This window comes from Spirosoma fluviale, assembly GCF_900230225.1.
GTDB classification, from domain to species: Bacteria; Bacteroidota; Bacteroidia; order Cytophagales; family Spirosomataceae; genus Spirosoma; species Spirosoma fluviale.
On record NZ_OCNH01000001.1, the window covers coordinates 2,107,500 to 2,122,176 of the forward strand.

At 48.5% G+C, this 14,677-nt stretch carries 13 protein-coding genes; 3 read left to right on the forward strand and 10 right to left on the reverse strand.

What is annotated here, in order from left to right; genetic code table 11:
- Positions 1–78: 78 nt before the first annotated feature.
- The 4 genes from CRO74_RS08830 to CRO74_RS08845 all read right to left on the reverse strand — a co-directional run bounded on the left by CRO74_RS08830 (position 79) and on the right by CRO74_RS08845 (position 4,040).
- On the reverse strand, positions 79–297 hold the full coding sequence (locus CRO74_RS08830; protein ID WP_097125591.1) for a DUF6814 family protein: 219 nt from the start codon (positions 295–297) through the stop codon (positions 79–81).
- Between the two features lie 123 nt (positions 298–420).
- The gene (locus tag CRO74_RS08835; protein WP_097125592.1) at positions 421–2,007 is read right to left on the reverse strand and encodes an MFS transporter; all 1,587 of its coding nucleotides are present in this window, start codon (positions 2,005–2,007) and stop codon (positions 421–423) included.
- 48 nt (positions 2,008–2,055) lie between these two features.
- Complete coding sequence (locus tag CRO74_RS08840) at positions 2,056–3,423, reverse strand: DcaP family trimeric outer membrane transporter (protein WP_097125593.1); 1,368 nt, start codon at positions 3,421–3,423, stop codon at positions 2,056–2,058.
- 197 nt (positions 3,424–3,620) lie between these two features.
- Positions 3,621–4,040 carry an IS1/IS1595 family N-terminal zinc-binding domain-containing protein gene (locus CRO74_RS08845; protein WP_097125594.1) on the reverse strand — a complete coding sequence of 140 codons (420 nt, stop codon included), beginning with the start codon at positions 4,038–4,040 and terminating at the stop codon, positions 3,621–3,623.
- Positions 4,041–4,440: 400 nt separating this feature from the next.
- On the opposite strand from CRO74_RS08845, the gene CRO74_RS08850 reads away from it, so the two are divergent.
- Complete coding sequence (locus CRO74_RS08850) at positions 4,441–6,603, forward strand: nitrite/sulfite reductase (protein WP_097125595.1); 2,163 nt, start codon at positions 4,441–4,443, stop codon at positions 6,601–6,603.
- A gap of 87 nt (positions 6,604–6,690) precedes the next feature.
- A complete protein-coding gene (gene cobA / locus CRO74_RS08855) occupies positions 6,691–7,437 on the forward strand; it encodes a uroporphyrinogen-III C-methyltransferase (protein ID WP_097125596.1) in 747 nt (248 codons plus the stop codon).
- 90 nt (positions 7,438–7,527) lie between these two features.
- On the opposite strand, the gene CRO74_RS08860 is transcribed toward cobA, so the two are convergent.
- The 3 genes from CRO74_RS08860 to CRO74_RS08870 all read right to left on the reverse strand — a co-directional run bounded on the left by CRO74_RS08860 (position 7,528) and on the right by CRO74_RS08870 (position 11,675).
- Positions 7,528–8,493 (reverse strand): methylenetetrahydrofolate reductase, encoded by a 966-nt coding sequence (locus tag CRO74_RS08860; protein WP_097125597.1) that lies wholly within the window; start codon positions 8,491–8,493, stop codon positions 7,528–7,530.
- A 353-nt stretch (positions 8,494–8,846) separates the two neighbouring features.
- Entirely contained in the window at positions 8,847–10,781 is a 1,935-nt protein-coding gene (gene dnaK, locus CRO74_RS08865; protein ID WP_097125598.1) for a molecular chaperone DnaK, read from the reverse strand.
- 348 nt (positions 10,782–11,129) lie between these two features.
- Complete coding sequence (locus CRO74_RS08870; protein WP_097125599.1) at positions 11,130–11,675, reverse strand: DUF937 domain-containing protein; 546 nt, start codon at positions 11,673–11,675, stop codon at positions 11,130–11,132.
- Positions 11,676–11,803: 128 nt separating this feature from the next.
- On the opposite strand from CRO74_RS08870, the gene CRO74_RS08875 reads away from it, so the two are divergent.
- Positions 11,804–12,244 carry a nuclease A inhibitor family protein gene (locus CRO74_RS08875; protein WP_097125600.1) on the forward strand — a complete coding sequence of 147 codons (441 nt, stop codon included), beginning with the start codon at positions 11,804–11,806 and terminating at the stop codon, positions 12,242–12,244.
- Positions 12,245–12,330: 86 nt separating this feature from the next.
- Here CRO74_RS08875 and rplT read toward each other — a convergent pair whose 3' ends face one another.
- From rplT to CRO74_RS32365, 3 genes are all read right to left on the reverse strand, one after another.
- Positions 12,331–12,675, reverse strand: a complete 345-nt coding sequence (gene rplT / locus CRO74_RS08880) for a 50S ribosomal protein L20 (RefSeq protein ID WP_097125601.1) — start codon at positions 12,673–12,675, stop codon at positions 12,331–12,333.
- Between the two features lie 169 nt (positions 12,676–12,844).
- A complete protein-coding gene (gene rpmI / locus CRO74_RS08885; protein WP_097125602.1) occupies positions 12,845–13,039 on the reverse strand; it encodes a 50S ribosomal protein L35 in 195 nt (64 codons plus the stop codon).
- Between the two features lie 203 nt (positions 13,040–13,242).
- Positions 13,243–14,673, reverse strand: a complete 1,431-nt coding sequence (locus CRO74_RS32365) for a PKD-like domain-containing protein (RefSeq protein ID WP_394341888.1) — start codon at positions 14,671–14,673, stop codon at positions 13,243–13,245.
- Positions 14,674–14,677: the final 4 nt, after the last annotated feature.

The following is a 14,677-nucleotide window of genomic DNA, read 5'->3' on the forward strand; positions in this document are numbered from 1 at the left end:
TGGGGTTAAGGAAGAGTTTGCTACCTGGCTTATACTACCCTACTGCCCTACTGCCCTATGCCCTATGCCCTATGCCATCTACTCTTCGTCGTAATCGCCGGCCAATGCGTATCGGCCAAAGGTGATTAACCCGCCGACTACAATGGGGACTAACACCAGTAAAACCACCCAGCCAAATACGTTATCTTCCAGTTTTTCGCTGGAGATTTTAACTAAACTGTCCATGATCCGGTCATAGGCGACGAGCAGGCCCAACAGAATCCAGACAACGCCCATGTATTTCTTAATTGCTTTCATGTTTCTTAAGGTTGAGGAAAGGCCAACGGCTGCTGGCTTCCATTTATCTGAGAATTGATTTCTTTTTTACAACGAATTGATTGCTACCGTACCCACTCTGGTATCCCCTAATCTGGGTTACTACTAGTCTCGCTCGACGGCTTTAGCGCGGTTGCTCAGGTAGAGCAACCCAATTACAAAAGACACACTCGCCACAATGATTGGGTACCAAAGCCCTTCCAGATAGGCTTTGGCAACCACGGGAGCCGCACCGGCTGCTGCCGCAGTTTCATTCGCCTTCGTAGCCGTTGCCACCAGCGCTGTGGCAATAAAGGGGACCAACCCGCCAAAAACACCGTTGCCAATGTGGTAGGGCAACGACATGGACGTGTACCGAATCCGGGTCGGAAACAGCTCAACCAGGAAGGCGGCTATTGGCCCGTATACCATCGTTACGTACAACACCTGAAGCAACACCAGAAAAATCATCATCATCAAATCTCCCGTCGACATCGTCACCGATTTGACCACATCGGGCTTTGGTTTCTCCACCGACGCATCAGCCAGAACACTTTGCTTCGACACTTCCTTATACGTAGTACCATCGGCGAAGGTTTTGGTCGTCGTGGTCGTGATTAGGGAATCAGCCGTATTTGCAACCAACGCTTTTTTAACGTCTACTTTCGTCTGTTCGGTCAGTTCCTGTTTCGCCTTCAAATCCGTCAGGCTATACATTTTCTCGTAAATTGGGCGGTACGTTAGAATGCCCAGCGCCATACCGGCCAGCATGATTCCTTTGCGACCAATTTTGTCCGAAAGGCCACCAAAAACAACGAAGAACGGCGTAGCAATCAGCAAAGCCACCGCCACGATAATATTGGATTGGACAAACTCAACATTACAGGCTTTCTGGATGAACGACAGCGCATAAAACTGCCCGGTGTACCAGATTACGCCCTGCCCCATGGTAGCGCCGAACAAGGCCAGCAAGACCATTTTCAGGTTCTCACGCTTGCCAAAGCTCTCGGCCAATGGGTTTTTAGACGTTTTCCCTTCTGATTTGAGCTTGGTAAAAACCGGCGACTCCGACATTTTCAGGCGGATGTAAATAGAGACACCCACCAGTAAGGCCGACAAGACAAAGGGAATCCGCCAACCCCATTTGGCAAAATCCTCGACACCCACCAGTTGCCGGGTTGCCACAATCACGCCCAGCGACACGAATAGTCCCAATGTGGCTGTTGTCTGAATAAAACTGGTATAGTAACCCCGACGTCCTTTGGGAGCGTATTCGGCTACGTAGGTAGCAGCTCCACCGTATTCACCTCCCAGAGCCAGCCCCTGGATCAGGCGCAGTAAAAGGACGAGCAATGGTGCCCAGAAACCGATGGTCTCGTAACCGGGAATCAAGCCGATAAAAAATGTGGACCCGCCCATCAGCACCAGCGTCACAAGAAACGTATATTTCCGGCCAACGAGGTCGCCTAACCGGCCAAAAACCAACGCTCCGAACGGACGGACAATGAAACCGGCGGCAAACGTTGCCAGTGTGGACAGCAAGGCGGCTGTTGGGTTATCTTTGGGGAAAAATTGTGTGGACAGAATAGCGGCCAGACTGCCAAAGATGTAAAAATCGTACCATTCAATGAGGGTTCCCAGCGAAGAGGCACCAATTACGCTCAGTAATGTTTTGGTACCGGCTACGGATTTGGGGGTTTGTTCTACAATCATTTTTATTGAGGTATTGAGGGTTTGGAATTCACGTACAAAATAGAGTTTTTAGAAAGAATATACTGTTGTTAGCAGTAAACGTGTGTTTGTAATCTGATCGGCTCCGGTAACTTTAGCGTCTGTCGAAGAGGTGCCGTAGCCAGCCGTCGTTAGTTCCAGCTCGGTACCAATACGAAACCGGCCCGAAACAACTTCCAGCCGGGGTGCCACCCGGAACAAATTATCGATACCGCCCCGTCCGCCAATCCCGATACCGCGTCCATAGGCTGCAACCGCATTAGCGTCGTTTCCGGTGTTTTTAGAATATCCGACAAAAATGGCCGGGATAACTGTTTTACCATTGCCCATTAATTCAGCCCATATCGATGTAATACCCGTTGGTTTATAGGCAGTTTCCAGAGCGGGCGTTGTCCCTGTTGCAGCCGTACCATAGGCTAAAAAGCCACCCAGCATCACATGATCGGTCATATTCGAACCTTTAAGGGCTTCGATTTTTAACGTGGTTGTTCGGCCAATTACCTTTAAATACGCCATAATAGCCGAACTACCCACCGTGGCCTTGCTAACCAGTAAAGAAGTTCCACTACCCGTCGAAAGTCGAGGCCGAATAACTTTATAATCGAAGGCCAGACCAGCCACCACTCTTTCTTTCTTCAGTTGCAGTTGCGCATGCAGATTGGGTACCGCCGAATTCCGCATATATTCGGACGAACCGCCATTTATACCGATACTGGTAAAATCGCGTTGCGCGATCAGGGCCAGTATGAGGCTAACATCTTTACTTATGTGCTCAGTAAGCCGAATTTGCGGACTTCGGTTAAACGGCTGAAAAGGAATGCCGGTATTGAAGTTCACTACCCCCGGAAATACCTCGGGCACAAATAAAGGATGCCAGAACTGCCCAAACGCCAACTGCCGTTTTGGCCAGTCAAGTTTAGCCCAGGCGTGCCGTAACCGAACCCCGCCCACGGCCGCATCCGACGGCCCAAACCATTCCATTTCCAGCAATCCCGACGTTTTGGCCCCAAAGGCATCGGGACCGGTAAACACGGCCCCCAGCCGACTGTTGATGGCTAGCATATTAACGTTCGTAACCGCATTGACGTCCTGACCATTTACGTCGAGCTGCTTATCCCGTGGGTACAAATCCACCGAAGCTTCACGCAGGTTAACCGTTTGGCGGGTATCAAACGAGAAATCGTTTCGTACAAAGCCGGTAAACTTCAGGGTGATGGCCGACGTTTCGGCGGGCTTAATTGTACCAGCCGCCTGCCCGGCGTTAGAGGGTGGTATTGAATTCAGCGTCGTTACCGGTGTGGTTACAGTCGACACCTGAGGAGCTGTCGACTGCGACCAGGCAACTCCTCCCAGGAGCAGTCCGATACTCGTAAGCGTAAGCGAATGAGACAGTTTCATGAATCTTAGGTAGGGTTTTGAGAAGTCGTTTGACGATTCAAAACACCCACAAAGCGAGCTAACTATCAACTGATTGGCATAGATACGGTAAAAAGCTATAGATAGCTTTATTTGGCCCCGTGTCTAGTTATCAGAAGTTTTTTGTCAGAAGAGCGTCATATACCATATTATCTCCCTTTTTATGCCAGAATGGACGCTTATTCTTTGAACCGCTCCCATTTAATGAGCATGAATTTATCGCCCAGTTCGGTTACGATCATACCGGCTCCCTCCGTGTTTTTCCGGTCTGAATAAAATTCTACTAACTCTCTGTGATTAAGTATTTTATAGGTCGGGTGATAGGTGTTATTCTCGGGAATCTTGATCTGGTATTTTCTGACCCAGTTCATGACCGACACATGACTTATGCCCAACAGCCGTTCGATTTCGCGAAAGCTAACCCCTTCAATATAAAGCTGTAAGGCCTTGATTACGTAATAGGTACTAATTCCCTTGCCAACTTTACCAACCGTAAAATTGTAACTGCATTTCTTACACCGAAACCGTTGACGCTGGTTAACAATACCATTTCGGACTGCGTCTACCGCATCACATTTCGGACATTTTAAGGTTGCCATTCTACTATCCTTGTTATCTATACATATTTAGCAAATATATAGCAAATTAGCAGAATGAGTCATTTTTTTCTGGAAAAAGTTAAATTCCGTTCTAATCTGATTTACTCTTACTTGCTGCATACACAGCACGCCATCTGCAGTTCCATTTACTTGAGTCCTGCTTTCATGAGTTTTGCTTTTATGAAACCAGCAGTGAACTGTCTGGGTTAATTTGTAGAGCATCCGTTAGGTGCCATTCTTCATAACCATATCTTATCGACCATAACGACAAGTTGGGCAACATCTGAACTAAAAAAGGGGTTTAATCAATTATACTTGCAAACAAGTCAACGCCGGAGCTTGCCGGCGTTTCGTTTTAATAGATTAGTTGATTAAATCTATAGACTATATACCTTTTCCTATGTCTATCCTATTGACCGATAACGTAAATCCGGCAGCCAGACGCGACATTCTGGATCTTGAGCAGAAAATCAGCTCATTCCGTTCGGGCGATATAGCCGACGAAGCCTTCCGTAAGTTCCGCCTGACGCGCGGTGTATACGGCCAGCGACAGCCCGGTGTGCAGATGATCCGTATTAAATTACCCCACGGACGCATCACATCCGATCAGCTTGTCCGTATTGCCGACTTGTCGGATAAATACGCAACGGGTAACCTCCACGCCACCACCCGGCAGGATATACAGTTGCACTTCGTAAAACTGGCCGATTCTCCACAGCTGTGGGCAGAGCTGGAAGATGCCGGTATTACCCTGAAGGAAGCCTGTGGAAATACCGTTCGTAACGTGACGGGATCGGCTCGCGCCGGGATCGACCCGCTGGAGCCTTTCGATATTACGCCCTACGCCTACCACGTTTTCGATTATTTCCTGCGCAACCCAATCTGCCAGGATATGGGTCGTAAGTTCAAGATTTCACTGTCATCGAGTGAAAAAGATTCGGCTTACGGCTATATGCACGATGTAGGTCTGGTAGCGCGTATTCAGGATGGCAAACGGGGCTTCAAGGTTATGCTGGGCGGTGGCCTTGGCGCACAGCCTTTCTCCGCCCAAACGGCTTTTGAATTTCTGGAAGAAGATCGAATTATTCCCTTCATTGAAGGCGTGATTCGGGTTTTTGATCGCTATGGCGAACGGCAGAAACGGCACAAAGCCCGCATGAAATACCTCCTCAACGACGTCGGTCTGGAAGAATTGCTTCGCCGGGTGGAGGAAGAAACGCCCGCCCTGAAAAATAAACTGTTTGCAGTCGATAATACTCCGTTTGTGGTGAGTGAGCAGCATTCCAACCGCCCCGAAGTAAGCGGATACAAACTGGAAACCGAGAACCAGAAACTAAATGCCTGGTTCAAAACCAACGTTTTTGAGCAGAAACAAGCTGGCTGGTATGCCGTTCAGCTACGGGTGTTGCTCGGTGATATGCATTCCGACACCGCTCGGGCACTGGCGCAGATCGTAAAGCAATATGCTGCCGATGATATCCGGGTAACGGTTAACCAGGGCTATCTGCTGCGGTTTATCCGTCCGGAAGACCTCCCCGCCGTGTTCGAAGCACTCGACGCCCTTGGTCTGGCAGAACCGGGTTTTGATACTACGGCCGACATTACCACCTGCCCTGGTACCGACACCTGTAATCTGGCAATTTCCAGCAGCTACGGAATCACGCGGGCTCTGGAACGGATGATGCACGACGAATTTCCGGATCTGGTTTTCAACGATGATATCAAGATCAAGATTTCGGGCTGTATGAATGGCTGCGGTCAGCACTCGGTTGCGAATATCGGCTACCACGGTTCTTCGTTAAAGAACGGCGCTTATGTATTGCCTGCCCTCCAAGTACTACTGGGTGGTGGTTTCAATGGCAAAGGCGAAGGATTAATTGCCGATAAAGTCATCAAAATCCCGGCTAAACGCGGTCCGGAGTCACTTCGCTCGCTCTTACGCGATTTCGAAGCCAACGCCTTCGATGGTGAGTACTACAGCGACTATTACGCCCGGCAGGGTAAAAACTATTTTTACCAGTTGCTTAAGCCCATCGCGGATTTGAAAACACTAGTCGACAGTGATTACATTGACTGGGATCATACGGAACAGTATGTTACCGAAGTGGGAATCGGCGAATGCGCCAGTGTGCTCATCGACCTGGTAGCTACTACCCTAACCGAAGCCAGCGAAAAACTGGGCTGGTCGCAGGAAGCCCTTTCGGAAAGTAGCTGGGCCGATGCGTTGTACCATGCGTACAATGTGTTCATCACCGGCGCTCGGGCCGCGCTTATGAGCCGCGATATTCCGACAAATACCCAGCACGGAATTGTCAGCGATTTTGACAAAACGTTTGCTGCTGGACTGTCGCATGGAAATGGAGCGGGCTTCCACGAAGCAGAAGGCGACTTCAAATCTCTGGTTTTCAGCATTAACAAGCAGGAACCTTCCGAAGAATTTGCCCGCCGGTTCGTCGCTCAGGCAGACACATTTTTGCAAGCCGTTCATGTCTACCGCCAAACCCAGATAGAGCAGGAAGGCGCTCCTGAATTGCAGGAATTGTCTCAGGCACAGGATAGTTAATTTTCAATGAGCGAATGAAGAATGAGCGAATAAATTTTGCGACAGCGAATCACTCATTCATTCATTCACTCATTCACTCATTAGATTATGAAACTCACTCTCGTCGGAGCCGGACCAGGCGATCCGGACTTAATAACGGTTAAGGGAATCAAGGCATTGCAACAAGCCGATGTGGTTATGTACGATGCTCTGGTCCACCCCGATTTGCTGGATTACTGCCGCCCCGACACGCTGAAAGTTTATGTTGGGAAACGGCGGGGTGCTTACTCGTGCATGCAGGAGGATATTAACCCGCTCATCGTGCATTATGCCCAGCAATACGGGCATGTGGTGCGGCTGAAAGGTGGCGACTCGTTTGTCTTTGGACGCGGGTTTGAGGAAATTGAATTTGCTCGTCAGCATGGCATCGAGACGCAGGTAATACCGGGCTTGTCGAGCAGTTATTCGGTACCGGCCGCAGCCAATATCCCACTGACGACGCGGGGTATTTCCGAAAGTTTCTGGGTGGTAACGGGCACAACGAAAGCTGGTCAACTTTCCAACGATCTTAATCTAGCGGCCCAGTCTACAGCTACCGTCGTTATTTTAATGGGTATGCACAAACTGGCTGACATCATGGCTGTTTTTGCGCAACATGGCAGAAGCGAAACGCCCGTCGCCATCATCCAGAATGGCACCCTCCCCGACCAGCAAATGGTGGTTGGCCGTGTGCAGGATATTATCGAAAAAGTAAACGAGTCGGGCGTCGGTAACCCAGCCATCATTGTCGTTGGCGAAGTAGCGGGGCTTAAATTGTCAGAAATTCAAACTCTGGAAGCATCCCATAAGGCATAGAAGAGTAGCAACTAAAGTACCACAAACCAAGACGCCCTTACCAAGTTGGTAAGGGCGTCTTGGTTTGTGGTACCCTGACAGCAGAAACAATTAATCTATAAATGTCACTTCACTTTCTTTTGACGGCTTCCTTACACCTTTATCGGTCAACATCTGACTGATTCGGTGCGCAAGGTCGATAGAAGCTTCAATCTCGGCTTTCCTAATGGCAACACTTTCAATATTAAAGCCAAATGGAATCGAACGCTCAATACAGTAAGTAGTAAGCGCTTCTGCAATCTCAAGGCACAACCTTACCGATTTTTCGAGAATATCTTCCGATGTTTTCAACTCCTCCTTCAATTCATCCGGCACGTGAATACCCAGCCATTCCATAAAATGGAGCGTTTTTACTGAGCCACAGGCGGTAATTGTGAAAATGATTGTTGGAGGAGAAATCTGCTGCCGGTTACAACGTAGGTATAAATCTTCGATAAGCTGTTTGGCGTAGTCAAGATTGAACACACATTGGGAAATGAAGTACGATACTCCGCAGTTCATCTTATCCAGCATTCTGACATCCTCATCGTTTAGGGCATTATGTCTTTCAGGAATAGTAACCGCACCAATGACGGACGTGTCCTGGTGTTTGCTCCAGATCTTGTAGGCTTCCTGAAGGCTCGTTTTAACCGGAAAATCAGGGGCAGGCACGCCGACAAAAACAGGATAGAAGGTGTGCTCATGGAGTTTCTCCAGCCAATCGCTCAACTCCTGAACAGAAAATTTACCAGCCGGGCGATAGATTATTTTGGGGATGGTTAAGGCCTCCAGATAGCCGGAAGCGAAAACAAGCGGATCAAGCGCTGTGATAAAAGGAAAGGGCCTTTCTTCTGTAGTTCGGGCTGATTCATCCTGTACATCATATACTACGAGGGCATCAATATCCAGGTTAGTGAGTCGTTCAACGGTTTTTTGGGCAATTTCAGCAACCCGTTCAGGTTGAGTACTAGCTTTTGGCGGTGTGATGCCATAAAGCATAACGCCTGATGCTGCAGATTTAATCTTCTCTAGAAACATTATCAGAATTTGACTTTAGTTGGCTTAGGTCGGCGACAAGTAATGGAAGCGCTCACGACTCTTTTGTTTCCCCAGAACAAAAGTACTTATATACCGAACGTTAACTTAACATCTGATCAATTTAAGCGAACGCTTGTTTTGAAAGTTGGCATCAATTGCAAGAAAGACTAGTTACCGGTTAACTACAAATCACTCTGAACCGAATAAGACCATCTATTGCCTGTTTATGCCCTGCATACTCATCTTCACCCATCAAAGAAAATAAGCCGAATACAAAAAAGCCCTCACCGTTTCCGGCAAGGGCTTTTGCAAAATCATATAAATCAATACAATCTGAAAAATCCGGGTTCAGACTACTTCACTTCTTCGTAAGGCACGTCCGAAACGTTATCACCGGCGGGTTGGCCCTGGCCGTTAGCAGCTCCGTTGCTGCCATCACCACCAAAACCGGCGCCATCCATTGGGTTGGCACCCGCACCGTTGGTGGCACTGTACATTTCGGTAGAAGCCGTTGTCCAGGCTGCGTTCAACCCTTCCAGCGCTTTGTCGATGGCCGCTGCGTCGCGGGCACCGTGCGCGGTGCGGAGTTCAGCAAGAGCCGCTTCAATCGCCGACTTGTTGCCTTCCGACAGCTTATCGCCGTATTCTTTCAGTTGCTTCTCAGTTTGGAAAATCATCGAGTCAGCCGCGTTGACTTTCTCAACAGCTTCACGCTCCGCTTTATCGGCGGCTTCGTTGGCTTTGGCTTCTTCACGCATCCGGTTGATTTCAGCGTCGGTCAAACCGCTCGATGCTTCGATCCGGATTTTCTGCTCTTTACCCGTGCCTTTATCTTTGGCCGTTACGTGCAGGATACCGTTGGCGTCAACGTCGAAGGTTACTTCGATTTGCGGAACACCACGGGGTGCTGGTGGAATATCCGACAGGATAAACCGGCCTAACTGACGGTTCTGAGCCGCCATGGGGCGCTCACCCTGTAGAATGTTGATTTCTACGCTTGGCTGGTTGTCCGATGCCGTCGAATAGGTTTCAACTTTCTTGCTTGGGATGGTTGTGTTGGCGTCTACCATTTTGGTAAATACACCACCCATCGTTTCGATACCCAGCGAAAGCGGGATAACGTCGAGCAGGAGAACGTCTTTTACTTCGCCCGTTAACACACCACCCTGAATAGCAGCACCGATGGCTACGGCTTCGTCGGGGTTAACAGCTTTGGATGGCTTCCGGCCAAACAGTTTTTCAACTTCTTCCTGTACTTTAGGAATCCGGGTTGAACCACCTACCAGAATAACTTCGTCAATCTGGCTGGCCGACAAACCTGAATTTTTCAGAGCACGACGGCAAGGCTCTAAACTGCGCTGGATCAGCGAATCGGCTAATTGCTCGAATTTCGAACGGCTCAACGTACGAACCAGGTGTTTTGGAATACCATTCACCGGCATGATATACGGCAAGTTAATTTCGGTCGAGTTCGAACTCGACAATTCAACTTTTGCCTTTTCAGCCGCTTCTTTCAGACGTTGCAGGGCCATTGGGTCCTGACGCAGGTCGATCGCTTCATCCTTCTTGAATTCGTCGGCGAGCCAGTCAATGATTACCTGGTCGAAGTCGTCACCACCCAGGTGCGTATCACCATCGGTCGATTTAACTTCGAATACACCATCACCCAATTCCAGAATCGAAATATCGAACGTACCACCACCAAGGTCGAATACGGCAATTTTCTGATCGTTATTGGTTTTGTCCAGACCGTAGGCAAGTGCTGCGGCTGTTGGCTCGTTGATAATCCGTTTTACATCCAGACCGGCAATCGCACCGGCTTCTTTGGTTGCCTGACGTTCGGCGTCGTTAAAGTAAGCTGGTACCGTGATAACGGCTTCCGTTACGGTTTGGCCAAGGTAATCTTCAGCCGTCTGCTTCATTTTTTGCAGAATAAGTGCCGAAAGCTCCTGTGGCGTATATTGACGATCACCGATACGAACGCGGGGCGTGCTGTTCGGGCCGTTTTCAACGTCGTAAGCGACGTTTTTAATTTCGTTCGTTACTTCGCCGTAGCGTTTACCCATGAAACGCTTAATCGAAGAGATCGTATTTTTGGGGTTGGTGATGGCCTGGCGTTTGGCAGGAGCGCCTACTTTGCGTTCGCCGTTGCCGTTATCCATAAATGCGACTACCGAGGGTGTAGTCCGGGCTCCTTCGGAGTTGGGGATTACGACCGGCTCGTTGCCTTCCATCACGGCCACGCACGAGTTCGTGGTGCCTAAGTCAATACCAATAATTTTTCCCATGACTGGATTTAGTTTCTGTAAAATGCTGTGGTTGTAAACTGACAGACACTACCTACCTATCAATACAAATGCCAGCCCGGAAAATTGTTCAATTTGCTGTCAGATTGGCAGAATAATACAATCGACTGGGCCAACTTGACGGGATAGACCCGTATTCGTCTAATTTTATGGCAGTGTTTCGTCTATAGAAACGGAGATGCATCCAGCTGGTGATGCCAGTAAGCAGCCGTTTAAATAGTAAGCACCAGCACAAAAAAAGCAGACCAGTAAGGTCTGCCTTGTACACTTTCTTCGTTTACAATACGTCTGATTACATACCAACGCGGCTAGTTCGCCACCTCACCCTGTTTATTTACCACCGAACAGACCACCCAGCATTCCACCCAGGCCTCCGCCACCGCTATTTCCTCCCTGAACAACCCGCATCAAATCATTCATATCCAGCTTACCGTCAGCCATAGCCGATCCGGCCATGCCCATCCAGTCAACCCCCTGATTACCTGTAGCTGCGCTCAGAATTGAGTTTCCATCAACACTGGAATCGTTGGGATCAGCGGCTTTGTTCATTAATTTACCCAGTACCATTGGAACAACTGCACTGGCCACCGACATGGCTACCTGTGGTGAAATACCCAATTTTTCCATAAGGCTTTGTTCTACATGTTGCTGAACACCCTGGGTAACCGGACTTTGCTGAACGTTACCGCCACCATTAACAACCATACCCAGAAGATTTCCTAATCCACCACCCTGCGCCTGCTGACCAAGACCACTCATAATGCTGCCGGCAACCGTTTGCATTACGCTATCATTTTGACTGTTCGGAATAGCCGGATTATTAATAACGGCCTGCCCCGACTGTTGCTGAACCAAATTCATTAAGGTCTCTAACATGATTTCATTCGTTTAGAAAAAAGTAAAAAGGAATAGGTAAGAAGAATGTCCCATCCAAAAAAATATGGATTCGACGGCATACATCAACCTGAAACGGTTAATTTTAGTCCCGAATCTATATCCCTCCTATGACGAACGAAAACCCGAAAAGTAGCGGTGATGTTTCTAAAAATGTACCTTTTAGTGAATGGGTGAGCCCACTACTCACTGATCTGCTGTATCCGAGCGAATCAGATGAGGCTATAGAAGTAGTCACCTGTTACCTCAAACAGCCAGATCCGCTTACTGTCAGTCAGGTTAAAGATTGGTTGACGCTGCCTCCTTCCATTTATGTTGATGAGATGGAAGAGGCCGATTTCTGGGAACCTGTTCTAACCGAACAGGACTGGTATGAAGAAGAGGAAAAAGACCGTACAGCCAAATTTCAGAAACTAAAGCAAGTTCTGGAAAGTACATTAACGGTCCGTCAGGTATTTCGTGTAGGCGAGACCGAAATAGATGTTTATCTGATAGGACTTCAAACAGATGGCGAACGAGCCGGTATAAAAACAAAAATTATACAAACCTGATATTAAAAACGGGGAGTGAGTAATAGGATATAAATGGCCCCTGCCACTCCTATTACTCACTCCCCGCTCCTACTATTTATTTCTGTTTACTTCACCTGTGCAACAACGGCAGCAAATGCTTCCGGATGATTCATGGCCAGATCGGCCAGCACTTTACGGTTAAGTTCGATACCCGACTTATTGAGGGCACCCATGAATGCCGAATACGACATACCATGAATCCGGGCGCCGGCATTGATACGCTGAATCCAGAGACCCCGGAAATCGCGTTTCTTGGCACGACGGTCGCGGTACGAATAACCAAGACCTTTTTCGACAGCGTTTTTAGCAACTGTCCATACATTTTTACGCCGACCAAAATAACCTTTGGCCAACTTCATTACTTTCTTCCTGCGTGCCCGTGAGGCTACGTGATTGACGGAACGTGGCATTTTTTGTTAAATGTTTTTTGATGATCGGCGGAAGTCACGAGTAAACAATGTAGAATGAATAGTGTAGAATATCCTGCTACTCATCATTCATAATTCTTCATTCATCATTCTCTTTAAGGCCGGGCATCGGGTGAAACGTAAACCAGACGCAACTGCGTCTTTCTTAATCCTAGACGTTCAGCAACGCTTTGATACGACGCTCGTCTGGACCATCAACTAAGGCAGCGTGTACTAAATTACGCTTCTGCTTGGTTGATTTTTTTGTCAGGATATGACTGTGGAAGGCGTGCTTCCGCTTGATCTTTCCGGTGCCGGTCAGCTTGAAACGCTTTTTGGCAGCCGAGTTTGTTTTTACTTTTGGCATTGCAGTAACCCGCTTTGTACGGAAATTTAAGTAAACAGGCCGCAAAGATACAAAGAAAATTGATACAGACTATCACTAATTCGATAATGAAGTGTGTGCCTTTTCCGGCACCAGAGCCATGTATAAAAAAGCCATTTGCATCAGGACAACAAACGATTAGACTCCTGTTAAAAAAAAACTGGTTCGCTGCTGGCAGCACTGATTTACCGTAGGATATTCAGGCCGCCACTACCTTCCAGATTGAGTTTACCGGTACCGATAAAGTGGATTTCTTTAGCCTGGCCTTTGTACGCATTTGGTACCGTTACCGTATGCGTATCCATAATTTGAACAGGCAGGGTGGTGTTTGGAATACAGTTGCAATTCCAGGTCGCGGGTATGTTCCAATTACCAGACCTGACCGAGTCGAACGATGTAGGTACAATGACCGTAACGACGACATTCTGACTGTTGTCGCTTAAACAGACTTTCGTACCGTTAGTCCGCTCACAGCGTGCGTAATAATTCGTAGTAATGGTTGGTGAAATTGGCATACTTACCCCCACGTTATCAACCGTTCGGTACCATTTTAATACAGCTCCAGTCCCACTACAGCCGGTAGCGCTGATGGTGAGCGAGTTACCACTCGTGATGGTGGTGCTGGAAGCCACCGGTGGGGCAGTGGTCAGTACCGAAAAAGTAGTGGCCCGACGGCAAGCAGCTTGATCGGGCCTGGACACGTAGAACGTAGTTGTGCCGGGCGTAGCCGTATTCGGTATGCCAGCCCCTGTTAGCCCAACCGGATTGAACACCGTACCCGTTGCCAGGGCCAACCCGCCTGTGGGAGCAGCAAACCAGCTTGGCAATCCCGATGAGAAAACGGGTGTACTTGCCTGTAAGGTAAAGCCCCCCGTGACCCCCTCGTCGTAGGTACTCACTACCAGAACATAAGTTGTGCCTTGGGTGAGTGAATGTGTAAGGCTCGACAACAGCCCAGGACCACTATCATCGTCTCCACGTAAAAAATTAGTAGCAGGACTCGCTGGATTAAAGGCGGTTTGGTAAAGCGATAGATAGGTATCGTTGTAGCCATCTGTCAATGAAGCGGCAACTATATTAAATGTCTGGGTGCCGCTTACCGGGACTGTAAACGTAAACGCCTGATAATATACTTTCCAGTCAGGTATATAAACGGTTATATTGTCGCCGGACCCTCGAACATACGTTGGTGAAAAAGTGGTTAGTTGTCCGTTTACTGTATTCGAAGTAGTCGTTGACACAACGAGCCCTTCACCAAGGGGTATTGCAGCCTGCTGGCAAACTACGTAAGAACCAATGGTTGGTAGTACAGCCGGATTGACTAATACATTGACGATCTGAGGGGCTACCCCTCCACATATATCGGGACTGAGGAAAAATTTATACTGAACCGTGACGGGCAAATTGGTAGTATTAACTAACGTTTCATTGATGGTAGCCGAACTGGCCGTTGCACTGGCGTTGCTGATACCGGTTGTTAATGCACGTGTCCAGCTAAAAGCCACTCCCGGCGTGCTGGATGTGGCTGTATAGGCCAGGACGGTACCTGTACATGCGGTAAGCGTAATGGGTGAGCTCAGTGTGGAGCCACCAATGGGCGTAAAATCTTCGGTCACAAAG